Raw genomic sequence first — 26,040 nt, 5'->3', positions numbered from 1 at the left:
CGGGCGTTGAAAGATTAATTATATGCCCGGCTCTAGCAAGGAAATACCATGTCACTCTTTCGCCAGCTATGGATGATGATTATTCTGGCTACCCTGGTGGCCTTTGCCGGTAGCTTTATCGTCAGTGTTTACACCGCCCGCGGTTATTTAGAGCAACAACTCTTTACTCAAAGTAATGACAACGCCTCGTCTTTGGCTCTTTCTATGTCGCAGCAAAGTAAAGACCAAGCGACCATAGAGCTGAATGTAGCCGCCTTATTCGATACGGGGCACTTTGAATTAATTCAGTTTAGCGACAACCATGGCAAAACACTGGTTGAACGTAAAAACAACGATAAAGCCGATGGTGTACCCAATTGGTTTGTACAAACCTTTCCCCTGCAAATTGCCTTTGGCAAAGCCCAGGTGAGCGATGGCTGGAAACAAGCCGGCACTGTGACCGTCGTTGCCCACTCCCGCTTCGCTTACCAAGCATTATGGGAAGGTGCGATGCGCTTGTTTGTATGGATTATTGGAGCAGGCCTAGTGTGTGGGGCGGGTCTTCAACTCTTACTCAACTGGGTTAAAAAACCCATTACTCAAATGGTAGAGCAGGCCGAAGCCATTAGTGAACGGCGTTTTATTACCATCCCTGAGCCGCGTTACAAAGAATTAAAAAGTGTCGTCAACGCCATGAACACGATGGTCAGCCGCGTTAAAACCATGTTTTCCGAGCAGGCAGCCCGCATTGATGCACTGCGCAGTGAGGCCAACCGTGACGCCCTCACCCAATTACCCAATCGCAGTTTTTTTATGGGCCGCCTGTCTCAGGCATTAGAAGACGACGAAGCAGCCCCCAGCGGAATTTTACTGATTATGCGCCTGCATAATCTGGCAGAGGTCAACCGCCGCTTAGGCCGGGAAAGAGCCGATCAATTTTTACAAATGGCGGCAGGGCAATTGGCATCGCTGACCGGCCAGGAACCAGATCGCTTGGTCGCCCGTCTGAATGGTGCAGACTTTGCTTTACTTGCCCCCGGCTTAGATCGTCAACAGGGGCTGGATTTAGCCAAAGAGTTGCATCAGGGCTTAGCAGAGCTGCGCCAGCATGAGCTGACCGATGCCGATGATTTGGCCGCAATTGGAATCGCCACTTATCAGCACAATGACAGCATCAGCCAATTGCTGGCAGGCACAGACCAGGCGCTTGCTCAGGCCGAAAGCAGCGGAGCCAATGGCACCGGTCATGTCAGCAGCGCCAGTGCAAATCAGGCCTTGCCTGCCCAAGACTGGCAGCCATTGCTGCAAAAAGCCTTTAAAAACCATAGTTTTGAATTAGCGTCTTTCCCCGCAATTATGATTGATGGCCAACCTCTGCACCGCGAATTATTACTGCGTTTACGCCACCCAGAGACAAAAGAATTGCTGACTGCGGGTACTTTTATGCCCTTTATCAGCCGCTTGGGCATGAGTAATACTCTGGATTTAGAATCAGTCCGGCTTGCCTGTGCAGAACTAAAACTGCACGAAGCCCAGTTAGCGGTTAACCTGGAAGCCAAATCGATTGCAGATGAGCAATTTATTGAAGAGCTGCTCAGTATTCTGCAGCAGCATAAACACTCCACAGACCGGCTGTGGTTTGAAGTTAATGAATTTGGCTTCAGAGATGAGATTACCGCTCTGGCTAACTTTGCTCAGAAAGTGCGCCCTTTGGGTTGTAAAATTGGGATTAAACACTTTGGCCGCCACTTTGGCAGTATTCCACAGCTTTACGAATTGCAACTCGACTACTTAAAAATTGATGGCAGTTTTATTCAATCTATTGATCAACACTTGGGTAATCAAAATCTGGTTAAAGCAATTACCGGCATTGCATCAGGGCATGGTTTAATTACGATTGCCGAGCGGGTGCAAACTAAAAATGAATGGGAAATGCTTAAAACTTTGGGTATCAATGGCCTGAGCGGCCCCATTGCCAGCACACCATTGAGCTAAATAAACAGCAATTAAAAAAGAGGCCAGCATTGCTGGCCTCTTTAGTTTAATCAGTGATTAATTTACCCTTATTAAGCAGGTCCTGAATGATGGCCGCATCAGCCAGACTGCCATTGCTGGTTAAATCAACGCCCGACAAAATAACCCTCTGATCATCAGCGCCCGAATTAAATGGCCCCGTGTAAGCACCTGAGCTGCTGACGTGAACAATGGTATCTGTACCTGATTTTTCAAAATGCAGATACTGGGTAAGATTCCCCGTATTTACATTATGATTTTCACCCTGCAGTAAGTCTTTCAGATCCAACCGGTCCCCTCCCGCGTTATAACTTGCCACAGAGAAATCGGTGATTTTATCAATCACAGGAGCTCCTACAGCCCCCTTATCCGACAGAGCCCAATGGAAGGTATCTGCCCCCAGACCACCAGTTAAGGTATCGCTGCCTGCACCACCATCAAGCCGGTCTGCCCCAGCTCCTGCATTAATCACATCATTACCTGCTCCGCCATGGATAATATCGCGGCCAGCGGAGCCGGTAATCGTGTCAGACAGATTGCTGCCTGTTACTTCTTGCCCGCTACGAACTAGGTAATGCCCATTATTGCTTGGGTCTTCAATAATATCCTGTAGCTCGCTCAGTACGGGGGCTTGTGTGCCATGGAACAAGGCCATGTCATCAATCCCTAGGGTGACATAAGCACTATCAGCTGAGCCTGAAGGTTTAAATTCTATTTTTAAAGCCGCATTACCTCCTTGCTCCCAATACAGTACTTCAAGATTGTGCATCCCTTCACTGATGGCTACACCGGTTTGTACCCGCGTGGTTGGCGGCTGGTTCGCGTCATATTCAAACACAGACTGACCATCAACAGCGATACGGAAACCATCATCCGCATAAACGCGAATATCGTAAGTACCTGCCGCAAAGTAAGCGCCACCCACCATGCGCATAATTGAATCAGTGGTATTTCCGAAAGTACTGGTTGCTGCAAGCCCGGCAGAATCGGCCCCTGTATTATTTGCACCAAGGAAGTTATACAGATTACCCGACGTAATGGCCGAGCCTGCTGTTACAGCATTATTTGTGCCTAAATTGCCAGTCACCGTAGGCGTAACGCCATATTTAATGGCATCTGCAATAAAGGTGGCATCGCTGGCCACGGCACTTGCTTCGGTTTGCGTGCCGACAATATTGCTGCCCTGACGGCCATTAATCACCGAAGTAATATCATTGATATTATCGAGATTACCTACCGTATTATCCTGGCTTTGCACGTTATATGTAACGCCAGCGCTCTTATCAGGATCATTGTTATAACCAAAAAACTCACCATGCAAGCCACGGGCAGAATCAGCAATTGCAGTGGTTGAAGCCAACAGTTGCATCGTATTGCCCTGAGCTGGCGGAACAATATTGATTATAAGATGACTGTTTGATGTATCCAGATCACCATCGTTATCAATTAAGGTGAAGCCGATGTTTTCGCTGGAGCCTGACGTTTTAATCACCGGCGGCGTATAGGTATATTTGCCATCATCCATATCAATAGCAAACTGCCCGCCCAGAGCCGTATTGACTTTTAATTGATGAGTCAGCGCATCAAAGGTGTAAGTAGCTGCAGCGGCGGAGGTCACCACCGAATTGTGCGCCGCATCAAAGGTATATTTCACCCCATCAACCGTTATATCGTTCATATGCCCGCCATCAGCACCAAAGCCTGATGACGCACCAGAAATAACGCCGCCTGTTAAATCACCCGAATCAGGCACTACAATCGTGTCACGCAAGATGGGTGGCAGCTGCGCCAAATCAGTCACAATGATGGCATTGGCTTCAGATCCGCTGCCCGTACCATTGTAGGCAAGCGGATTCAGATTAGTTGCCGTTACTCCGGAGCCCAAACCTAAAGCCAAAGAATTAATATCTTTAGCGTTTAAAAAATTAGTCCAAGAGAGTGTTTCACCTGCATCCAAACCCAAACCTGGATTAGGCGCGCCATCAGAGAAGAAGTAAGCAATATTCTGGCCTCCTGCAATCTTGCCTGCCTCGTCATAATGCGCTGTCACCTGACCAACTGCGGCATCATAATTAGTCCCCCCATTAGCAGTAAGATTAGCCAGAATCGTTTTGGCTTCATCCACACTCATCCAGGTTTGCCCGCCACTCTGCTGAGTCGCTGCAGAGGTACTAAACGTAACCAGCATAACTTTCACGTCACCCAGCACGTCATAGTCATCGATCAACTTGGTAATTGCCTCTTTCGCAACCTGCAATCTTGTTTTTCCAGGTATCCCGCTTGGATCAGCCATACTTCCGGATACATCGATTGTCAGGACCAAATTGCTGTCAACATTAGGGATCTGAACATCCGCTGTTTTGCTTTGTCCAACGGGTGCATCATCTTCAACATTTACCGTTAATGTGCCCGTACTGCTCAAACTACCATCTGAGACCTGAACACCAACATTAAATGATTTCACATCCTCAACACTGTTAACAGGATGATCAATCGGCCCGCTTAAAGTAACGGTGTAGTGGCCTGCATTATCAATATGGATTGCCGCAACGGTTACACTGCCCGCTTTTGCGACCAGATCCTGCGTACCGCTGCCACTCCATACCAGTGCTTGCCCGCCAGAAGATAAAACATCCGTTGGTGCAAGCAGTGTTGTTGTTAAGCTTGGGCTATCAGGATCGCTCATTGCAATCGTGCCAGAGCTAACCGTGCTGTTTGTTGTGTCAGTTGGGGAACCCGTATTATCGATAATCCCGCCTGCTAAGCCTTCTTCTGAAACGGTGGCACTGGCATTTGCAATAACTGGAGCGTCATTTACTCCTGCAACATTAATCGTCGCCGTTCCTAGCGTCGCATCAATCAAGCCCGTATTATCTTTTGCTGCGTAATTAAAATGAGTACTCCCGCTCCAGTCATGAGCCGGTTTAAAGTACAAAGTCAGGCTATTACTTGCAGCTGTTAACTCAGAGCCAGCAACTACCAGCTGCGTCATCGCGGCATCGCGGTACAACGTTCCATTTCCAGGCAGGTTCAATATTCTAAAGCCAGCCACCGTGCCATCTGCGTCAGTACCACTCAAGGTAATCGCAATCGGCAGAACCTGATCCTCTACCCCTGACGCACTGACATTATTTGTATCCGGCGCAAAATCATTATCCAGAATACCGCCGGTGGCGCTGACGCCGCCAATAGTAAGTGGAACAGTTTCTGGAGAAATTTCTACTAAAGCATCATCCACCGTTGGTAGAGTAACCGCGAAATTGGTGACGCCTGCCGGAACCGTAATCAAACCCGTGGTAGCGTTATAAGTGACACCATTGCTAAAGGTGGCCGTGCCGTAATCCGCTGCACTCGCTGATCCACCGCCCAGATTAAAGGCGTAGGTTTCAGGTTTGGTGGTAGCCGTGCTGAGCGAGACATTGAAGACGAGGTTATTACCTTCCACCACATTGTCGTCCGCCACACCCGGATTGCCGACTTCGATGCCGGTGATGGCCGGGCTGTCGTTATCCAAGATGCCGCCAGTAGCTGAAACACCGCCGATGGTAAGTGGCACAGTTTCTGGAGAAATTTCTACTAAAGCATCATCCACCGTTGGTAGAGTAACCGCGAAATTGGTGACTCCAGCCGGAACCGTAATCAGGCCGGTCGTGGCGTTATAAGTGACGCCATTGCTAAATGTGGCTGTGCCGTAATCTGCGGTAGAAGCGGATCCGCCGCCCAGATTAAAGGCGTAGGTTTCAGGTTTTGTGGTGGCGGTGCTGAGCGAAACATTGAAGACGAGGTTATTACCTTCCACCACATTGTCGTCCGCCACCCCCGGATTGCCCACTTCGATGCCCGTAATCGCAGGGCTGTCGTTATCCAAGATGCCGCCGGTAGAGCTGACGCCGCCGATGGTAAGTGGAACAGTTTCTGGGGTGATTTCAACCAGAGCATCATCCACGGTTGGCAGGGTAACCGCGAAGTTGGTGACGCCTGCGGGAACTGTAATCAAACCCGTTGTGGCGTTATAAGTCACGCCATTGCTAAAGGTGGCAGTACCGTAATCTGAGGTAGAAGCAGATCCGCCGCCCAGATTAAAGGCGTAGGTTTCAGGTTTTGTGGTGGCGGTGCTGAGCGAAACATTGAAGACGAGGTTATTGCCTTCCACCACATTGTCGTCCGCCACACCCGGATTACCGACTTCAATGCCAGTGATGGCAGGGCTGTCGTTGTCTAGAATTCCGCCGGTTGCTGAAACGCCGCCAATAGTAAGTGGCACAGTTTCTGGAGAAATTTCTACTAAGGCATCATCCACCGTTGGCAGAGTGACCGCGAAGTTGGTGACTCCGGCCGGAACCGTAATCAGGCCCGTGGTGGCGTTGTAAGTCACGCCATTGCTAAAGGTGGCAGTGCCGTAATCTGCGGTAGAAGCGGATCCGCCGCCCAGATTAAAGGCGTAGGTTTCAGGTTTTGTGGTGGCGGTGCTGAGCGAAACATTGAAGACGAGGTTATTGCCTTCCACCACATTGTCATCCGCCACACCCGGATTGCCGACTTCGATGCCGGTGATGGCCGGGCTGTCGTTATCCAAGATGCCGCCGGTTGCTGAAACGCCACCAATAGTAAGTGGAACAGTTTCTGGGGTGATTTCAACCAGAGCATCATCCACGGTTGGCAGGGTGACGGCGAAGTTAGTCACGCCTGCGGGAACTGTAATCAAACCCGTTGTGGCGTTATAAGTGACGCCATTGCTAAAGGTGGCGGTGCCGTAATCTGCTGCGCTCGCTGATCCGCCACCCAAATTAAAGGCATAGGTTTCTGCCTTGGTGGTGGCGGTGCTGAGCGAAACATTGAAGACGAGGTTATTGCCTTCCACCACATTGTCATCCGCCACACCCGGATTGCCGACTTCGATGCCGGTGATGGCCGGGCTGTCGTTGTCTAGGATACCGCCAGTGGCGCTGACGCCGCCGATGGTAAGTGGAACAGTTTCTGGGGTGATTTCAACCAGAGCATCATCCACGGTTGGCAGGGTAACCGCGAAGTTGGTGACGCCTGCGGGAACTGTAATCAAACCCGTTGTGGCGTTATAAGTCACGCCATTGCTAAAGGTGGCAGTACCGTAATCTGAGGTAGAAGCAGATCCGCCGCCCAGATTAAAGGCGTAGGTTTCAGGTTTTGTGGTGGCGGTGCTGAGCGAAACATTGAAGACGAGGTTATTACCTTCCACCACATTGTCGTCCGCCACACCCGGATTGCCGACTTCGATGCCGGTGATGGCCGGGCTGTCGTTATCCAAGATGCCGCCGGTTGCTGAAACGCCACCAATAGTAAGTGGAACAGTTTCTGGGGTGATTTCAACCAGTGCATCGTCCACCGTTGGCAGAGTGACCGCGAAGTTGGTCACTCCGGCCGGAACCGTAATCAGACCAGTCGTGGCGTTGTAAGTGACGCCATTGCTAAAGGTGGCGGTGCCGTAATCTGCTGCGCTCGCTGATCCGCCACCCAAATTAAAGGCATAGGTTTCTGCCTTGGTGGTGGCGGTGCTGAGCGAAACATTGAAGACGAGGTTATTGCCTTCCACCACATTGTCATCCGCCACACCCGGATTGCCGACTTCGATGCCGGTGATGGCCGGGCTGTCGTTATCCAAGATGCCGCCGGTAGCTGAAACGCCGCCGATGGTAAGTGGAACAGTTTCTGGAGAAATTTCTACTAAAGCATCATCCACCGTTGGTAGAGTAACCGCGAAATTGGTGACTCCAGCCGGAACCGTAATCAGGCCGGTCGTGGCGTTATAAGTGACGCCATTGCTAAATGTGGCTGTGCCGTAATCTGCGGTAGAAGCGGATCCGCCGCCCAGATTAAAGGCGTAGGTTTCAGGTTTTGTGGTGGCGGTGCTGAGCGAAACATTGAAGACGAGGTTATTACCTTCCACCACATTGTCGTCCGCCACACCCGGATTGCCGACTTCGATGCCGGTGATGGCCGGGCTGTCGTTGTCTAGGATACCGCCAGTGGCGCTGACGCCGCCGATGGTAAGTGGAACAGTTTCTGGGGTGATTTCAACCAGAGCATCATCCACGGTTGGCAGGGTAACCGCGAAGTTGGTGACGCCTGCGGGAACTGTAATCAAACCCGTTGTGGCGTTATAAGTCACGCCATTGCTAAAGGTGGCAGTACCGTAATCTGAGGTAGAAGCAGATCCGCCGCCCAGATTAAAGGCGTAGGTTTCAGGTTTTGTGGTGGCGGTGCTGAGCGAGACATTGAAGACGAGGTTATTACCTTCCACCACATTGTCATCGGCCACACCCGGATTGCCGACTTCGATGCCTGTAATTGCAGGGCTGTCGTTATCCAGAATACCGCCGGTGGCGCTGACGCCGCCGATAGTAAGTGGAACAGTTTCTGGAGAAATTTCTACTAAAGCATCATCCACCGTTGGCAGAGTGACCGCGAAGTTCGTGACGCCTGCCGGAACCGTAATCAAACCCGTGGTGGCGTTGTAAGTCACGCCATTGCTAAAGGTGGCCGTGCCGTAATCTGTAGCGCTCGCGGATCCGCCGCCCAGATTAAAAGCGTAGGTTTCAGGTTTTGTGGTGGCGGTGCTGAGCGAAACATTGAAGACGAGGTTATTGCCTTCCACCACATTGTCATCGGCCACACCCGGATTGCCGACTTCGATGCCGGTGATGGCCGGGCTGTCGTTATCCAAGATGCCGCCGGTTGCTGAAACACCGCCGATGGTAAGTGGCACAGTTTCTGGAGAAATTTCTACTAAAGCATCGTCCACGGTTGGCAGAGTGACCGCGAAGTTGGTAACGCCTGCGGGAACTGTAATCAAACCCGTTGTGGCGTTATAAGTGACACCATTGCTAAAGGTGGCGGTGCCGTAATCTGCGGTAGAAGCGGATCCGCCGCCCAGATTAAAGGCGTAGGTTTCAGGTTTTGTGGTGGCGGTGCTGAGCGAAACATTGAAGACGAGGTTATTGCCTTCCACCACATTGTCGTCCGCCACACCCGGATTGCCGACTTCGATGCCGGTGATGGCCGGGCTGTCGTTGTCTAGGATACCGCCAGTGGCGCTGACGCCGCCGATGGTAAGTGGAACAGTTTCTGGGGTGATTTCAACCAGAGCATCATCCACGGTTGGCAGGGTAACCGCGAAGTTGGTGACGCCTGCGGGAACTGTAATCAAACCCGTTGTGGCGTTATAAGTCACGCCATTGCTAAAGGTGGCGGTGCCGTAATCTGCGGTAGAAGCGGATCCGCCGCCCAGATTAAAGGCGTAGGTTTCAGGTTTTGTGGTGGCGGTGCTGAGCGAAACATTGAAGACGAGGTTATTACCTTCCACCACATTGTCGTCCGCCACCCCCGGATTGCCCACTTCGATGCCCGTAATCGCAGGGCTGTCGTTATCCAAGATGCCGCCGGTAGAGCTGACGCCGCCGATGGTAAGTGGAACAGTTTCTGGGGTGATTTCAACCAGAGCATCATCCACGGTTGGCAGGGTAACCGCGAAGTTGGTGACGCCTGCGGGAACTGTAATCAAACCCGTTGTGGCGTTATAAGTCACGCCATTGCTAAAGGTGGCAGTACCGTAATCTGAGGTAGAAGCAGATCCGCCGCCCAGATTAAAGGCGTAGGTTTCAGGTTTTGTGGTGGCGGTGCTGAGCGAAACATTGAAGACGAGGTTATTACCTTCCACCACATTGTCGTCCGCCACACCCGGATTGCCGACTTCGATGCCGGTGATGGCCGGGCTGTCGTTATCCAAGATGCCGCCGGTTGCTGAAACGCCACCAATAGTAAGTGGAACAGTTTCTGGGGTGATTTCAACCAGTGCATCGTCCACCGTTGGCAGAGTGACCGCGAAGTTGGTCACTCCGGCCGGAACCGTAATCAGACCAGTCGTGGCGTTGTAAGTGACGCCATTGCTAAAGGTGGCGGTGCCGTAATCTGCTGCGCTCGCTGATCCGCCACCCAAATTAAAGGCATAGGTTTCTGCCTTGGTGGTGGCGGTGCTGAGCGAAACATTGAAGACGAGGTTATTGCCTTCCACCACATTGTCATCCGCCACACCCGGATTGCCGACTTCGATGCCGGTGATGGCCGGGCTGTCGTTATCCAAGATGCCGCCGGTAGCTGAAACGCCGCCGATGGTAAGTGGAACAGTTTCTGGAGAAATTTCTACTAAAGCATCATCCACCGTTGGTAGAGTAACCGCGAAATTGGTGACTCCAGCCGGAACCGTAATCAGGCCGGTCGTGGCGTTATAAGTGACGCCATTGCTAAATGTGGCTGTGCCGTAATCTGCGGTAGAAGCGGATCCGCCGCCCAGATTAAAGGCGTAGGTTTCAGGTTTTGTGGTGGCGGTGCTGAGCGAAACATTGAAGACGAGGTTATTACCTTCCACCACATTGTCGTCCGCCACACCCGGATTGCCGACTTCGATGCCGGTGATGGCCGGGCTGTCGTTGTCTAGGATACCGCCAGTGGCGCTGACGCCGCCGATGGTAAGTGGAACAGTTTCTGGGGTGATTTCAACCAGAGCATCATCCACGGTTGGCAGGGTAACCGCGAAGTTGGTGACGCCTGCGGGAACTGTAATCAAACCCGTTGTGGCGTTATAAGTCACGCCATTGCTAAAGGTGGCAGTACCGTAATCTGAGGTAGAAGCAGATCCGCCGCCCAGATTAAAGGCGTAGGTTTCAGGTTTTGTGGTGGCGGTGCTGAGCGAAACATTGAAGACGAGGTTATTGCCTTCCACCACATTGTCGTCCGCCACACCCGGATTACCGACTTCAATGCCAGTGATGGCAGGGCTGTCGTTGTCTAGAATTCCGCCGGTTGCTGAAACGCCGCCAATAGTAAGTGGCACAGTTTCTGGAGAAATTTCTACTAAGGCATCATCCACCGTTGGCAGAGTGACCGCGAAGTTGGTGACTCCGGCCGGAACCGTAATCAGGCCGGTCGTGGCGTTGTACGTCACGCCATTGCTAAAGGTGGCGGTGCCGTAATCTGCTGCGCTCGCTGATCCGCCACCCAAATTAAAGGCATAGGTTTCTGCCTTGGTGGTGGCGGTGCTGAGCGAAACATTGAAGACGAGGTTATTGCCTTCCACCACATTGTCATCCGCCACACCCGGATTGCCGACTTCGATGCCGGTGATGGCCGGGCTGTCGTTATCCAAGATGCCGCCGGTAGCTGAAACGCCGCCGATGGTAAGTGGAACAGTTTCTGGAGAAATTTCTACTAAGGCATCATCCACCGTTGGCAGAGTGACCGCGAAGTTGGTGACTCCGGCCGGAACCGTAATCAGGCCGGTCGTGGCGTTGTAAGTCACGCCATTGCTAAAGGTGGCCGTGCCGTAATCTGTAGCGCTCGCGGATCCGCCGCCCAGATTAAAAGCGTAGGTTTCAGGTTTTGTGGTGGCGGTGCTGAGCGAAACATTGAAGACGAGATTATTACCTTCCACCACATTGTCATCCGCCACACCCGGATTGCCGACTTCGATGCCAGTGATGGCCGGGCTGTCGTTATCCAAGATGCCGCCGGTAGCTGAAACGCCGCCGATGGTAAGTGGAACAGTTTCTGGGGTGATTTCAACCAGAGCATCATCCACGGTTGGCAGGGTGACGGCGAAGTTAGTCACGCCTGCCGGAACCGTAATCAGGCCGGTTGTGGCGTTGTAAGTGACGCCATTGCTAAAGGTGGCGGTGCCGTAATCTGCTGCGCTCGCTGATCCGCCGCCCAGATTAAAGGCGTAGGTTTCAGGTTTGGTGGTAGCCGTGCTGAGCGAAACATTGAAGACGAGGTTATTGCCTTCCACCACATTGTCGTCCGCCACCCCCGGATTGCCCACTTCGATGCCCGTAATCGCAGGGCTGTCGTTATCCAAGATGCCGCCGGTAGAGCTGACGCCACCAATAGTAAGTGGAACAGTTTCTGGGGTGATTTCTACTAAAGCATCATCCACCGTTGGCAGGGTGACGGCGAAGTTAGTCACGCCTGCCGGAACCGTAATCAAACCCGTTGTGGCGTTGTAAGTCACACCATTGCTAAAGGTGGCCGTGCCGTAATCCGCTGCGCTCGCTGATCCGCCGCCCAGATTAAAGGCGTAGGTTTCAGGTTTGGTGGTAGTCGTGCTGAGCGAAACATTGAAGACGAGGTTATTGCCTTCCACCACATTGTCATCCGCCACACCTGGATTGCCGACTTCGATTTGACTGATGACAGGATCATCCACCGGAGTAACTGTCAGAGTCAGCGTGCTGCTGCCTGTTCCACCAGCAGGATCGATTACGTTGTAAGTAACAACCGGCACCTGACCATTGTAATTGTCAACAGGTGTAAAGGTGTAATCACCATTTGGGGCAATCACCAGGCTGCCCACATCAGGAATAACTGCAGCCTGGCCTGGTGTAAACGTTCCCGGCAGACCAGCAATAGTAAAGCCAGTAACTGTAAGCGGGCCATCTGGATCACTATCATTGCTTAAAACATTGCCTGTAGCAGGCGTATCTTCAAGGACTGTTGCACTATCTGCCTGTAAATTTGCGGGATCATCAACAGGCCTAATCGTTAACGTTAAGGTGCTGCTGCCTGTGCCTCCCTGCGGATCTGCCACGTTATAGGTAATAACAGGGACGGGGCCATTGTAATTTGCAACAGGAGTAAAAGTGTAATCGCCATTAGGGGCGATAATTAAAGTACCTACATTGGGAATGCTAGCTGGCTGGCCCGCTGTAAAGGCATCAGGCAACCCAGCGACGGTGAAGCCTGTTACGGTTAATGCGCCATCAGGATCACTATCATTGCTTAACACATTGCCTGTAGCGGGGGTGTCTTCGGGAACCGTTGCGCTATCAGCCTGCAGATTTGCCGGATCATCAACAGGAGTGACAGTAAGTGTAAGAGTGCTGCTGCCAGTACCGCCAACGGGATCGATAACGCTGTAAGTAATAACAGGCACCGGACCGTTGTAATTAGCGACTGGTGTAAAGGTGAAATCACCATTAGGCGCAATGAGTAATGTTCCAATATTTGGAATGGTTGCGGCTTGGTTGGCTGTAAAAGCATCAGCCAGACCCGCTACTGTAAAGCCTGTAACAGTCAATGGTCCGTCAGCATCGCTGTCATTAGTAAGCACATTCCCTGCAATAGGGGAGTCTTCTGCTCCACTGACCGTATCTGCACCAAGAATAGCCGGATTAGGGCTGGGTTGAACCGGCAAAGCCGTTATAAGTGGTAAATCAAGCGTGCCTGTATCAGTGACTGCAAAGTTAAATGCTAAGGGATTAACCCCTTCAGCAATGCGGCTTAATTCTACAAAGGAGTGGCCTTCTCCTCCTGCTCCCCCGCCTAAGCCTGCCGCTGTGGCTTCTTGTTCTAACAGAGCCTCAGCTGCGGCTGCATCAATGGGGGCAGCGGCGACAATTTTTCCTGTTGAGCCATTGAGATCTGCAATAGCAGCGGATGCCGCATCTGCCGGCTCGCTGCCCAGCATCTGAGCATCCACCTGGACGGTACGATCACCACCGATTTCAAGCAGCTCGCCATTAGGCATAAGCAGCTGCACCCGGCCATCAGCGGAGGTTACAAATATCTCATTCTCATTCAACTGCTGGCCTTCTTTTAAAGGCACAGACTTTCCGGTTGCATCCCGCAAAAAAACGCTGCCATCAATATGCACAACAGTCACGTTTGGTTTGCTTGCACTAATTTGCTCGGCCATGATCGTTCAACCAGTGAATAAGTTAAGCTTCAGGCTAGACTCATCCCATGTGAATGCCTACTGTACCCAAGTACAGCCGCATATGCCGCCGATCAGAAAAAAGGCTCCGGATAAACGGAGCCTCTTGCTGGGTATAATTTCCAGTGTTTAATTCTAGCGAATCCCTTTCGCCAGCAAAGCCAGCTGTAAGCGATCACTCACTTTCAGCTTTTCAAAAATCAAACCTAAATGAAATTTAACGGTGCGTTCGGTAATCCCCAGCTCTCTGGCGATATCTTTATTGACGTTGCCATTTGAGGCAAGAATTGCCACTTCCCGCTCGCGGGCAGTTAAAGGTGCCATCCAAGCATCGGTATCTTTAGGCGCAAATAATTTATTCATAGAACGAATCAGCGCTTGCAAAATAGCAGGCCCAGCCCACACTCCACCCGCCGCAACTACGTTTATCACAGCCAGTAATGACTCACTTGCAGCATAAGCATGACAATAACCGCGCGCGCCAGCCGTAAGTGCCGCCAGATGCTCTGCATCGCTAGGGGCAGAGCTGACAAAGATAATCTGATGCTCTGCGGTATAGCTCAGCCATGCCGGATCATTCAGCGCAGGCAAAGCAGCAAGCGCCAGATCGATCAGCACCACGCCTTCAGAGCGGCCGGCCAAAGCCGCCAGCGAATCCAGCCTGATCAGCGCTTGTTGGGTCGCCTGCTGAACATGAGCAAACAAAAAAGGATCAGCCGTCAGTATTGAGTAGTTCATCGCTCAGTCAACGCATTAGATTTTGCACGGAGTACCGGTTTCAGCAGGTAAGACAACACCGTTTTTTTACCAGTCAGAATATCAACCTCGGCCACCATACCTGGAATAATCGGCAGTTTTTTATCCCCTGCCTTCAAGAAACTAGCGTTGGTTCTTACTTTTACAATATAAAAAGCATTCCCTTTTTCATCCACCACAGTGTCTGCACTGATGTGCTCCAGCTTTGCATCAAGCCCGCCATAGATAGAGAAATCATAGGCAGTAAACTTCACAATTGCTGGTGCACCAGGGCGCAGAAAAGCAATGTCTTTCGGCAAAATCCTTGCCTCCAGCAATAGCGCATCGTCCCCGGGCACAACTTCAATAATATCTTTGCCTGGCTGCACAACTCCGCCTACGGTATTCACCTGAAGCTGTTTAACAGTGCCATTGACCGGGGAGCGAATTTCAGATTGCTTCACGCGATCAGCCAGTGCCACGCTGCCTTCGGTCAGGCTATTTAACTTACCTACGGTTTCACCCAATTCTGAGCGTGCCTGGTTTCGGAATGTCAGCTCTACTTCGCGAATTTTACTGCCTGCCTCGCTCATCGCCGATTGAATACGCGGAATTTGCGAGCTTGCAGAATCTCGCTCGCCCAAATAGCGTGATACATCACGCTCCAGCCGCAAGACTTCCACATCAGAAACAGCGCCGCTTTTCAGAAGCGGCTTAGTGGCTTCCAGCTCCCGCAAAGTAAGAGCATAACCCTGGCCGGCCTGCTCACGCCTTGCTCTTGCTTCGTTCAGCTCTTGCCCGCGCTGCACTAACTGCTGCTGTGCACCACTAATCAGGGCATTCATTTCTGCCTTACGGGACTCATAAAGGCCACGTTCCTGAATCACAATTTCTGGTGATTCTGTCTGAACTTCGGCAGGCACAACAAACGGCTGCCCCGAAGACAAAGCCTCAAGCCGTGCAGCCTTGGCCTTGAGTGATAAATACTGAGCCCGGTTTTCTTTCAGCGATGAAACAAAACGCGTGGGATCAATCGTGACCAGCAGCTGACCCATTTTGACCTGCTGACCTTCTCTGACCAGAATTTCTTTAACAATCCCGCCATCTAGGCTCTGAATCACCTGAATTTGCCTCGAAGGAATCACTTTACCTTCACCACGCGTCACTTCATCAATTTTGGCCAGACCTGCCCAGAGCAGCACCACAAATACAGTAACCGCGGAAGTCCAGACCAGAATGCGCGCTCCGCGCGGGCTCTGCTCAACAATCACCCAATCGGCATCAGCCACAAAATCACTGTGATCGACCATATCGTGGGCTTCGCCACGAAATAAATACCGGTCAAACCAGTAAGAGCTGATGCTCACCAGCTTCTGCCACTTTTTGCGCAAGAAATGAGGCTTGGCGCTTTCAATTTGCATCATCAGCTGCTCCTGCCTATTCTGCCCTGCTGCAGCGCCTCAATCACCTGAGCCTTAGGCCCGTCGGCCACCACTTGGCCCTGATCTAGCACAATCAGACGATCGACCAAATCAAGTAATGAGGTTCGGTGAGTCACCAGCAATAATGTTTTTTGCGTGATATACGCTTTAAGGCGCGCTTTAAGTTTTTCTTCAGAAAGATGATCCATGGCGCTGGTGGGCTCATCCAGCAACAGCATAGGAGGGTCGTTCAGCATGGCACGGGCAATAGAAACGGTCTGGCGCTGGCCTCCTGATAATGAATCACCCCGCTCGGAAATCAGCATATCAAAGCCACGCGGATGCAAATCTGAAAACTCTTTAACCCCGGCCAGCTCTGCGGCAGCCAGAATACTGCCGTCATCTGCAAAGGGTGCACCCATAGCAATATTCTGACGCAGCGTGCCATAAAATAAGATCGGCTCTTGCGGCACATGCCCCACTGCACGGCGTAATTCAGCGGGATCAATTTGCCGTGTATCCACGCCATCAATCAATACTGCACCTTCACTTGGGTAATACAAACCAAGAATGAGTTTTTCTATGGTTGTTTTACCCGAGCCAATACGGCCAATAATGGCCATCTTTTCGCCAGCTTTTAACTTAAATGAAACATTGTTTAATACTTTTTCATCATTGCCTGCATAGGCAAAGCTCACATTTTTAAATTCAATATCACCCCGGAATGATTCCCGGTGTAAAAAATTACTATTTGCAGGGCGTTCAACCGGTAATTTCATATGCGATTCAATACCGGCTAATGAAGTACGGGCATTCTGATATTGCATTAATAAACCAGCGACTTGCCCAAGTGGTGCTAATGCCCGGCCCGATAACATAGAGGCCGCAATAATCCCCCCCATCGTCACCATATTTTCAGTCAGCAGATACACACCCACAATAATAACGACCACACTGACTAACTGGCTGATAAAGGAAGCAAAATTAACCGTGGTAGATGATAGTAATTTGAGCTTGGAGCCAATTTGCGCCAGAAAATGAGTGGATCGCTCCCAGCGGCGCTGAAACTCGCTTTCTGCCCCCATCACCTTAATGGTTTCAATCCCCACCAGCCCCTCAACCAAAGTCGCATTGCGCTGCGCAGAGGCACGCTGGGTCAGCTCTACCATTTCCTGCATTTTGTCCTGAGCCAGCAGTGTAAAGCCCACCACCAGCACAATGCCCACCATGGCAGGCACGGCAAGCCATGGAGAAATCCATACCATCACCAGAAGGAAAATCAGCACAAAGGGTAAATCGACCAGGGTGGTGATCGACGCAGAGGCAATAAAATCGCGCACCGATTCAAAAGCACGCAGATTTGCCACAAAAGAGCCCACAGATGCCGGGCGTGCTTCCATACGCAAACCCAGCACCCGCTCCATAATCAGCGCAGAGAGCGTTACATCAATCCGCTTGGACGCGACATCAATAATGTGCCCACGAATTGTGCGCAAAATCAAATCGAAACACAGCACTGCCAATGCACCTACCGCCAACACCCATAATGTTTCTAGGGCATGATTCGGCACAACCCGATCGTATACATTCATCGAAAACAACGGCATCGCCAGTGCCAAAAGATTAATCAGTAGCGCAGCCAGCAAAGCATCACGGTATAAACGCCAGTTGTCTTTAACTACACCCCAGAACCAGTGCCGGCTTCGCACCGCACCGTGCTCAGGCGCACGCGCTTCAAACCTGAATTTAGGGCGGACAAAAATCACAATCCCGTTATGCAATGCGGCTAAGGATTCAGCATCCACCAGCTCGGAAGATTCACCCGTCTCAGGGAAGCAGATACGGGCCATACCATCGTCTGTCCACTCAAGCAGCAGGCAGGCGCCACGGTCTTTAAGCAGCAAAATAACGGGAAATAAGCTGCTTGGCAGCTCTTGCAAAGCGCGGCGGACCACTCGGGCAGAAAGCCCCGCCCGAGCGGCGGCACGAGGCACAAGAGAAGGCGAAAGCAGATTATCTGTGAGAGGCAGGCCTGCCGATAAAGCTTCACACGTCCACGGCTGCCCGTGAATGCGTGTCAGCTCGGCAAGACAATCCAGAAGTGGATCAAAACGACTCTGATGCTCTCCCACTCGCCAGTCAGGACGATCAGTCGCTTTAGAATGGCTGGGATTGGACTCGCTCATGCATTAACTTTATATTTAGTAGTGATAAAAAAATATTGCTGCCGCAATTGCAAACTTAATCATTGTTCCTATTGTATAGAATATCAATGCGAAATGTATATGAAAAAAATTTATAAACATTAATCAATTAATACTTTACCCGGATTCATGATTTGTTTAGGATCAAACACTCGTTTTATTTGCTGCATTATAGTTAATTCTAGAGGATTTCTATATTGAGCTAAATGATAACGCTTTAATTGTCCAATACCATGTTCTGCACTAATACTGCCATTGTGAAACGCCACACAAGAATAAACAATATCATTGACAGCCGGCTCATTTGCATACAATGCCGCTGTTTTATCCGTCCTAAAAACGTTGTAATGCAAATTACCATCACCTAAATGCCCAAAAGCAATAATTGACGCATCACTGAATGCCAATGCTAATTGCTGACCACATTCATTTAAAAATGCAGGGATATTGCCCACAGGCACGCTAATATCGTGCTTGATACTTACGCCTTCTCTTCGCTGCGCCTCAGGAATATGTTCCCGAAGCTGCCAAAAATCTCTGGCCTGCCTGCTGTTTTGTGCCAGCAAAGCATTATCACAAGCAAGTGCATGTAAAACTTCTGCCAATTGATCGGTCAGCGCGTGGCTGTCACCACCATCAGACAACTCTACTAACACCGCCCATTCAGGCAAAGGGCTGAATGGATGCGGCAAGGCAGGGCACTGCTTGGCCAGTAATTCAAAACAGGGCTTGGAAATCAACTCAAAAGAAGTTACCCGGTCCCCAACTGCAGCCTGCACCCCACGCAGCAGCTCTACCGCTGCAGCAGGATCGCTCACCGCCACCAGAGCCGTTGCATGGGCCGTTGGCAGCGGGTAAAGCCTCAAAACCGCACGGGTAATCACACCTAATGTTCCTTCAGAGCCAACAAAGAGCTGCTTTAAATCATAGCCCGTATTGTCTTTTCTTAAACCCCGTAAACCATTCCAGACCTCGCCACTGGGCAAAACCACCTCAAGCCCCAGCGTCAGCTCCCGCATATTGCCGTAACGCAGCACATTGACACCACCTGCATTAGTGGCCAATGCACCACCGATACGGCAAGAGCCAGAAGCAGCCCATTCGGCAGGGAACAGGCGATTAGCAGCCCTTGCTGCAGCCTGCACATCGGCGAGAATGGCACCTGCTTCAACAATCATGGTGTTATTTTCAGGATCAACCTCAAGGATGTGATTCATTCGCTCCAGCGACAACACCAGCGCCGTACCTGATGCATCAGGCGTTGCACCGCCGCATAAGCTGGTATTCCCCCCTTGCGGCACAATAGCAATACCATGCAAGGCGCAAAGCTCAATCACCGCAGCCACTTCAGCAGTAGAACGTGGCCTAGCTACAGCCAGCGCAGATCCCTGATAGCGGCGGCGCTGATCTAAGCAATACGCTGCGGTGTCCTTGCCTGTTAAAACACCTGCCGTATCCAGCAAACCTTTAAGCGTTTCTAAAAATGTGTTCACAGCCAGAAATCCTGACGCTCTGCATGAGCACTGATGACCCGCTGAAAATGCCCGGGGTCTTTTGCAAAGGTCATTTCACCCGCTGCCGGCTTATAAAAATCATACAAACGCGACACCCAGAAACGCAGGGCAGCGGCGCGCAAGATATTTGGCCATGCGGCTATTTCATCAACCTTTAAAGCACGAACCCCCTGGTAGCCCAGCAATAAGGCTCTGGCTCTTTCGGCATCCATATCACCGGATTCGCACACGCACCAGTCATTCAAAGTAATGGCTAAGTCGTAAAGAAGAACATCATTACAGGCGTAATAAAAATCAATAAAACCGCCAACATGATCGCCATTCATTAAGACGTTATCGCGGAATAAATCCGCATGAATCACGCCTTTGGGTAAATCAGCAAAATCCTGCCCGGCTTGCAAAGCCAGCTCTGCCCGCAGCAACGCGGCATCAGCCGCGCTCATCAAATCAAACAGCAGGGGTGCCGTTGCATTCCACCAAGCGGCACCACGCGGATTTTGCATTTGTCCGCGATAGCTGCCTGCTGCCAAATGCATTTGCGCCAGCATTTCACCCACTTCAAAGCATTGTGCTGCACTTGGCTCGTCCACCACCGTGCCAGGCACACACTGCACCAGCAAGGTTGGGCGGCCATTGAGTTCATCAACGTATTGATCCGCCAGATTTGCAATCGGTGCCGCCACGGCAATGCCATGATCCGCCAGATGAGCCATTAAATTAACGTAAAAAGGCAGCTCATCTGCAGCCAGATTCTCAAACAAGGTCAGCACATAGCGACCGTGGGTGGTCGTGACAAAATAATTGGTATTGGTAATCCCTGCGGCAATGCCTTTAAGCTCCAGCAAGCTGCCAATGGAGTAACGCTTCAGGAAGGGACCGAGGTCTTCCGCAGTCACGGTAGTAAAAACGGACATAGATTCAACTCAAAATTCAAAAATGACCCAACGTGGCACGGATAAATTACTACCGCCCAGATCATCACTGCGATCAAAACGCCCCTGCCCTTCTTTATCAACAAGGAAATATGGCAGGCCAACCTTAGGCGTTACTTTCATCATGTAAAGCTTCCCCCTGAGGCGATACTCGGCAATCGTTGCGTCGGTTTTCTCGATCACACGTATTTCCGGTGCTTCAAGCACCTTTGCTTCGCTTTCGGTCGCAGGCAAAGGCGGGGGCGCATCGCTGGGAGCGGCGGCATACACGGAGCTACTCAATAAGAGGCTAAGTAAAATAGGGCGCATTTGATTTCCTTTTTAGGCCAGCTCAGGCCAGAGGCCCGGTCTGATTTCTGATTTACACCGGCCATGATTTGTAGAAATGGCCACAAAGCCCGGCTTCATGATCACCATGTCCATGCAAGGGCTCAGCAGAAACTTGACGTATACATCAGAATGATCATGAAACAAATGTCAGCAGTGACATGTTTAAACTGACAGATAAAAACAGCGATTCAATGGCTTAAGCCTTATAATACGCTGGATTCACCCTCATTTTAGCAAATCCAAACCGAGCACTTCTGGCTTAAGCGTTAAGCAAGCTGCTATTTTTCTTACATCAAGTATAGAGAGTTTCATCGCATGGCGACCCTGCTTTTAATTGACGGCTCCTCCTACCTCTACCGAGCCTTCCATGCGATCCGTGATCTGGCGGCTCCAGACGGCACCCCCACTAATGCGCTGTACGGCTTTGTTAATATGCTTAAAAAGCTGCGCCAGCAAACGCCTGCCGATTATATCGCCTGTGTCTTTGACGCCAAGGGCAAAACCTTTCGCGACGATTTATACAGCGAATACAAAGCACAACGCCCATCTATGCCAGACGAGCTGCGCGTTCAAATCGAACCGATTCACGCAGCAGTGAAAGCATTTGGCATAAAGATACTGATGGTGGATGGCGTAGAAGCAGACGATGTGATTGGCACGCTTGCAAGCTGGGGCACAGAGCATGGTATTACTACCATTATGTCGACCGGCGATAAAGATATGGCACAGCTGGTTAATCAGTATGTGCGTATCGAAAACTCGATGACCGAAGAAGTGCTGGATATCGAAGGCGTCATCAATAAATTTGGCGTGCGCCCAGAGCAAATTGTCGATTATCTCGCGCTGATTGGCGATACCGTCGATAACGTACCGGGCGTACCTAAGTGCGGCCCGAAAACCGCAAAAAAATGGCTGGATGAATATCAAACCCTCGATGCCGTGATGGCCAATGCAGACGCCATTAAAGGCGTGGTTGGCGAGAATTTACGCAAAACGCTGGAATGGCTGCCCATGGCCAAACAGCTGGTTACTATTAAATGTGATCTGGACTTAAGCCGCGAATTACCACAGCAATTTACCGATCTACAGCCACAAGCCGAGGACTGGGAAACGCTGCTGGGGATTTTCCGCCAGGCCAATTTCAGAACATGGATCCGTGAAGCAGAAAGCAAAGTGGCTGCAGGCCCTGCCAGCGACGATTTATTTAGCCTTGTCGCCAGCCCTGCTGCCAAACCCCAAAGCATCACTCCCATCATGGATGCACCCGCTGAGCGCCCTGCCGCCCCACGCAACTATCAAACCATTCTGAGCGATGCCGAACTGGATCGCTGGCTTGAGCAGTTGATGGCCGCGCCAGTTGTGTCACTCGATACCGAAACCACGGGTTTGGATGCTTTAAACTCGCAAATCGTCGGCATGTCGTTTTGCATAGAAGAAGGCCACGCAGCCTATCTGCCGCTCGCCCACCGCGGGCCGGATGCAGTCGATCAGCTGCCACTGGATGCAACGCTTGCCAAGCTCAAACCTTGGCTGGAATCCGCCAGCCATAAAAAATTGGGCCAAAATTTAAAATTTGATCAGCACATTTTTGCCAATCACGGCATTGCATTAGCAGGAGTCGAAGACGACACCCTCTTAATGTCTTATGTGCTGGCCAGCCATGAAAAACACAATATGGATGCACAAGCCGAGCGCGAGCTGGGCCTTACCACCATAAAATTTGAAGAGCTGTGTGGCAAAGGAGCAAAGCAAATTGGCTTTGACGAAGTGGCAGTCGATATCGCCAGCACTTACGCCGCAGAAGACGCCGATATCACCCTGCAACTGGCTCATGCCATGTTGCCGCGCCTAAGTGGCGGGCTGGCCCATGTTTACCGCGAAATCGAAATGCCATCCCGCAGCGTGTTGTTTGAAATGGAGCGCACCGGTGTGCTGCTCGACAGCCATAAGCTCAATCAGCAAAGCCACGAAATTGGCCTTCGCCTGCTGGAACTAGAACAAACGGCTTACGATTTAGCCGGCCAGCCATTTAATCTGTCCAGCCCCAAGCAAATTGGCGAGATCTTCTTTGAGCAGCTCAAACTGCCGGTGATCAAGAAAACCCCCAAGGGTGCGCCGTCTACGGATGAAGAAGTACTGCAAGAGCTGGCAAAAGATTTTCCGCTGCCTAAAGTGCTACTCGAACACCGCTCCTTATCCAAGCTGAAATCAACCTACACCGACAAACTGCCGCTGATGGTGAACCCTCGCACGGGCCGTGTGCATACCAGCTACAACCAGACCGTAGCGGTAACCGGGCGCTTAAGCTCTACCGAGCCAAATTTACAAAATATCCCGATTAAAAGCATGGAAGGCCGCAAGATTCGTGAAGCTTTTATTGCGCCTAAAGGCTGGCAAATTATGTCTGCCGATTACTCGCAAATCGAGCTGCGCATCATGGCACACCTCTCCGGCGACGAGGCGATGATTGCTGCGTTTAACTCGGGTGAAGATATCCACCGCACCACCGCCGCCGAAGTGTTTGCCGTGGCACTCGATCAAGTCAGCAGCGAGCAACGCCGCTACGCCAAAAGCATTAACTTTGGCCTGATTTACGGCATGGGCGTATTTGGCCTGGCGGCCCAGCTGGAAATCCCGCGCGACGCCGCAAAAAACTTTATCGACCGCTACTTTGCCCGCTTTCAAGGCGTGGCCATGTATATGGAAAACATTCGCGCCAGCGCCAAAGAGCACGGCTATGTAGAAACCGTATTTGGCCGCCGCCTATGGCTACCTGAAATTAAATCAGCCAATGCCGCCCGCCGCGCAGGGGCAGAACGAGCAGCGATTAATGCACCAATGCAGGGAACGGCAGCTGACTTGATTAAACTCGCCATGATTAATGTGGCAGATTGGATAAAAGCCGAAGGCCTGCAAAGCAGGCTGATTATGCAAGTACACGATGAACTGGTGCTGGAAGTACCCGACGCAGAAGTTGAAATGATGCGTGAACAACTGCCGCTTAAAATGGCCGCCGCCGCCAAGCTGACTGTTCCCCTGCTGGCTGAAGTGGGCGCAGGTTTAAACTGGGAAGAAGCGCATTAATTCTGACACTCTCTTTGTCAGCCTTAAGTAAATAGTCTACAGTCCAGCTACAGCGTTAAATTACATCTACTTGGCATTTAAACGGCTTAATCAATTAATGAAGATAAACACTCCCCCTCTCAAGCTGCAGTTTAGCTGGAAGATGCTGTGTCTTGCTCTGGTCGTGAGCGAGCCTGCTGCGGCCCTGACGCTGGGGGAGCTGACTATTCAATCTGCCGTTGGTCAGCGATTTCGGGGCACTGTAAGTTACCAGCTGGCACCTGAAGATGGCTTAGCAGAAGACTGCAGCAAACTGAGCCTCGTCGCCCCTGCCAACGATCTGCCGGGCTTGGGCCAGGCCTCGCTGCGCCTGCTGGCGAAAGAGCGCGGCGGGCAGATCCTGATTCAGTCTGCCGATGTTGTAAATGAGCCTATGGCAGGCTTCAGTATAAAAATGGAGTGTAAGGGCCAGCTGCTGCAACGCAGCTACACTGTGTTTTTAGATCCGGCGCCACTCACCCTTCCAAGTGTTGCAGAAGAAACACATGCCGCAGCCCGCCCTGTAAGCAGCACCACAGCCAGCCGGCCCCGTCGTGCAGCAAAGCCCGTCAGTGCCAGTAAAGACACAAACAGCCAGACAACCGTCGTCCAAAACAAACAAAAACCTGCAGAAATACCCATTTCTCTGCCTGCCAGCAATGGCCAGTTGCGGATTGAAAGCGAATTAAGTTTTAAAAACCAGGCGCCTGAAGTGCTTAGCCCGGAAGAGCTAAAAACTAAAATCGCCATGATGCAAAGCTTGCAAGAGCAGCTGCAATCAGAAATGCTGCGTCTGCAGCAATCCATGCTGCATCTACAGGCTTTAAGCGGTGCAAACGCTGTAGCAACAAGCAACACGCCCGAGCCCACCAGCACCCCGCTGGCCACCCTGAATATCAGCAGCGCAGCTCCGCCAGCGCCTTCAGAAGCATCAGTACCCACAGCGCCCAAACGCACAACAACAAATGATTCTGCTAGTAGCAGCTGGTGGATGGCCGCCGTGATGGCCGCATTAGCTGCCGCAGCCGGGGCGGGCTTATGGCTGCGCCGCCGCCAGCAAAATCAAACCAGCTGGGACGCGGACGCAGAAAGCGCGATTTCTCATCTCTCCCGTACCGGACCAAAAATTATTAAACCTGCCGCTGCAGATGCAGATGAGCATTCTCTTTTCCGCCACAGCCAGCTGTTCTACGGTGGCATTGAAGTGCAGGAAGAAGAAGACGGCAGCGCCACGCTGGAGCGGGCACAATTACTGGTGGCCCAGGGTGAAACCGATCAGGCCATTGAGCTTCTTTATCAGACGATAGACGAAAACGAGGCCGATAGTGAGCCATGGCTGCTGCTGTTCCGTGTTTTACGCCAGCAAGGTATGAAAACTGAATATGCCCAGCTAGCTAGGCGCTTCCATGACCTAGGCGGCGATGCTGACGACTGGGCGCTGGTCCGCAATATTGGCTACCGGCTGGATCCGGAAAACCCGCTATACAGCGCTCACGAAGACACGGCAGAAACCACGGCTGAGCCTGCGATTAAAGAAAACCCTGAGGCGGAAACCAGCCAGGACCTGCTGCCCGAGCCCGAGCCCATTGCTGCCGAGCCATTAAGCGAGCAAGACGCCATGCTGATGGAGTTTTTATCTGCGCCTGCTGCTGAAGAACCACCAGCAAAGCCAAGCTCATCCATATCACCCCCACAAATCATTTCGCTGGATCTGCCCCCGCTGGAATTCTCTCTTGAAGAAGATGCAGGCAGCCCCTTGGATATTTCATTACAAAACCATGAAGAAACCATAGAAGCGTCTTTACCGCTTGAAGAAGTAGAGGAAGCAGAAGCATCGCTTCCTTTTGAAGAAACCAGGCCCATAGAGCCTGAAGCGCCACTTTCATTTGAAAATACAGAAATTCTTGAGATCGAATCGTCGATTGATGATGAAAAAATCGACCCCACAGAAATCAAATCGCCAGTTTCACTTGAAGAAGCCGAACCCATCGAAGAAATTGATCTGGTTGAATTAGAAATCGAATTACACCCTCCGCTTTCAGTCTTTGAGCCGCGTAAACACTGAAGCCA

10 protein-coding genes are annotated in these 26,040 nt (G+C 51.4%); 3 read left to right on the top strand and 7 right to left on the bottom strand.

The annotated features are described in order from the left end of the window. The first annotated feature begins 48 nt into the window (after positions 1-48). Complete coding sequence (locus DYD62_RS17170; RefSeq protein WP_115228631.1) at positions 49-1,974, top strand: bifunctional diguanylate cyclase/phosphodiesterase; 1,926 nt, start codon at positions 49-51, stop codon at positions 1,972-1,974. 46 nt (positions 1,975-2,020) lie between these two features. Here DYD62_RS17170 and DYD62_RS17165 read toward each other — a convergent pair whose 3' ends face one another. The 7 genes from DYD62_RS17165 to DYD62_RS17135 form a co-directional block, all read right to left on the bottom strand. Then, positions 2,021-13,714, bottom strand: a complete 11,694-nt coding sequence (locus tag DYD62_RS17165; protein WP_115228630.1) for a retention module-containing protein — start codon at positions 13,712-13,714, stop codon at positions 2,021-2,023. Positions 13,715-13,867: 153 nt separating this feature from the next. Continuing rightward, a complete protein-coding gene (locus tag DYD62_RS17160) occupies positions 13,868-14,470 on the bottom strand; it encodes a response regulator transcription factor (protein ID WP_115228629.1) in 603 nt (200 codons plus the stop codon). Continuing rightward, positions 14,467-15,888 (bottom strand): HlyD family type I secretion periplasmic adaptor subunit, encoded by a 1,422-nt coding sequence (locus tag DYD62_RS17155; protein ID WP_115228922.1) that lies wholly within the window; start codon positions 15,886-15,888, stop codon positions 14,467-14,469. The genes DYD62_RS17160 and DYD62_RS17155 overlap by 4 nt, the downstream gene beginning before the upstream one ends. A 2-nt stretch (positions 15,889-15,890) precedes the next feature. Continuing rightward, complete coding sequence (locus DYD62_RS17150; protein ID WP_115228628.1) at positions 15,891-18,074, bottom strand: type I secretion system permease/ATPase; 2,184 nt, start codon at positions 18,072-18,074, stop codon at positions 15,891-15,893. Positions 18,075-18,193: 119 nt separating this feature from the next. Next, on the bottom strand, positions 18,194-19,585 hold the full coding sequence (locus DYD62_RS17145; protein WP_115228627.1) for an FAD-binding oxidoreductase: 1,392 nt from the start codon (positions 19,583-19,585) through the stop codon (positions 18,194-18,196). Then, positions 19,582-20,520, bottom strand: coding sequence for a homoserine kinase (locus DYD62_RS17140; protein WP_115228626.1), 939 nt, complete (start codon positions 20,518-20,520; stop codon positions 19,582-19,584). Before DYD62_RS17140 ends, DYD62_RS17145 begins: the two co-directional genes overlap by 4 nt. 9 nt (positions 20,521-20,529) lie before the next feature. Continuing rightward, entirely contained in the window at positions 20,530-20,847 is a 318-nt protein-coding gene (locus DYD62_RS17135; RefSeq protein WP_099398962.1) for a DUF2782 domain-containing protein, read from the bottom strand. A gap of 336 nt (positions 20,848-21,183) precedes the next feature. On the opposite strand from DYD62_RS17135, the gene polA reads away from it, so the two are divergent. Continuing rightward, a complete protein-coding gene (polA, locus tag DYD62_RS17130; protein WP_115228625.1) occupies positions 21,184-23,952 on the top strand; it encodes a DNA polymerase I in 2,769 nt (922 codons plus the stop codon). A gap of 97 nt (positions 23,953-24,049) precedes the next feature. Then, complete coding sequence (locus DYD62_RS17125) at positions 24,050-26,035, top strand: type IV pilus assembly protein FimV (protein ID WP_132038735.1); 1,986 nt, start codon at positions 24,050-24,052, stop codon at positions 26,033-26,035. The last annotated feature ends 5 nt before the right edge of the window (positions 26,036-26,040 follow it).

Origin of the sequence: Iodobacter fluviatilis (assembly GCF_900451195.1) — a bacterium.
GTDB lineage: Bacteria > Pseudomonadota > Gammaproteobacteria > Burkholderiales > Chitinibacteraceae > Iodobacter > Iodobacter fluviatilis.
This window is presented reverse-complemented; position numbering and strand designations above follow the sequence as displayed.

Excerpts from the sequence above, each read along its gene's own strand:
- DYD62_RS17160 (WP_115228629.1), bottom strand. The coding sequence starts at position 14,470 with ATGAACTACTCAATACTGACGGCTGATCCTTTTTTGTTTGCTCATGTT.
- DYD62_RS17155 (WP_115228922.1), bottom strand. The coding sequence starts at position 15,888 with ATGCAAATTGAAAGCGCCAAGCCTCATTTCTTGCGCAAAAAGTGGCAG.
- DYD62_RS17170 (WP_115228631.1), top strand. The coding sequence starts at position 49 with ATGTCACTCTTTCGCCAGCTATGGATGATGATTATTCTGGCTACCCTG.
- DYD62_RS17125 (WP_132038735.1), top strand. The coding sequence starts at position 24,050 with ATGAAGATAAACACTCCCCCTCTCAAGCTGCAGTTTAGCTGGAAGATG.
- DYD62_RS17140 (WP_115228626.1), bottom strand. The coding sequence starts at position 20,520 with ATGTCCGTTTTTACTACCGTGACTGCGGAAGACCTCGGTCCCTTCCTG.
- DYD62_RS17165 (WP_115228630.1), bottom strand. The coding sequence starts at position 13,714 with ATGGCCGAGCAAATTAGTGCAAGCAAACCAAACGTGACTGTTGTGCAT.
- DYD62_RS17150 (WP_115228628.1), bottom strand. The coding sequence starts at position 18,074 with ATGAGCGAGTCCAATCCCAGCCATTCTAAAGCGACTGATCGTCCTGAC.
- DYD62_RS17135 (WP_099398962.1), bottom strand. The coding sequence starts at position 20,847 with ATGCGCCCTATTTTACTTAGCCTCTTATTGAGTAGCTCCGTGTATGCC.
- polA (WP_115228625.1), top strand. The coding sequence starts at position 21,184 with ATGGCGACCCTGCTTTTAATTGACGGCTCCTCCTACCTCTACCGAGCC.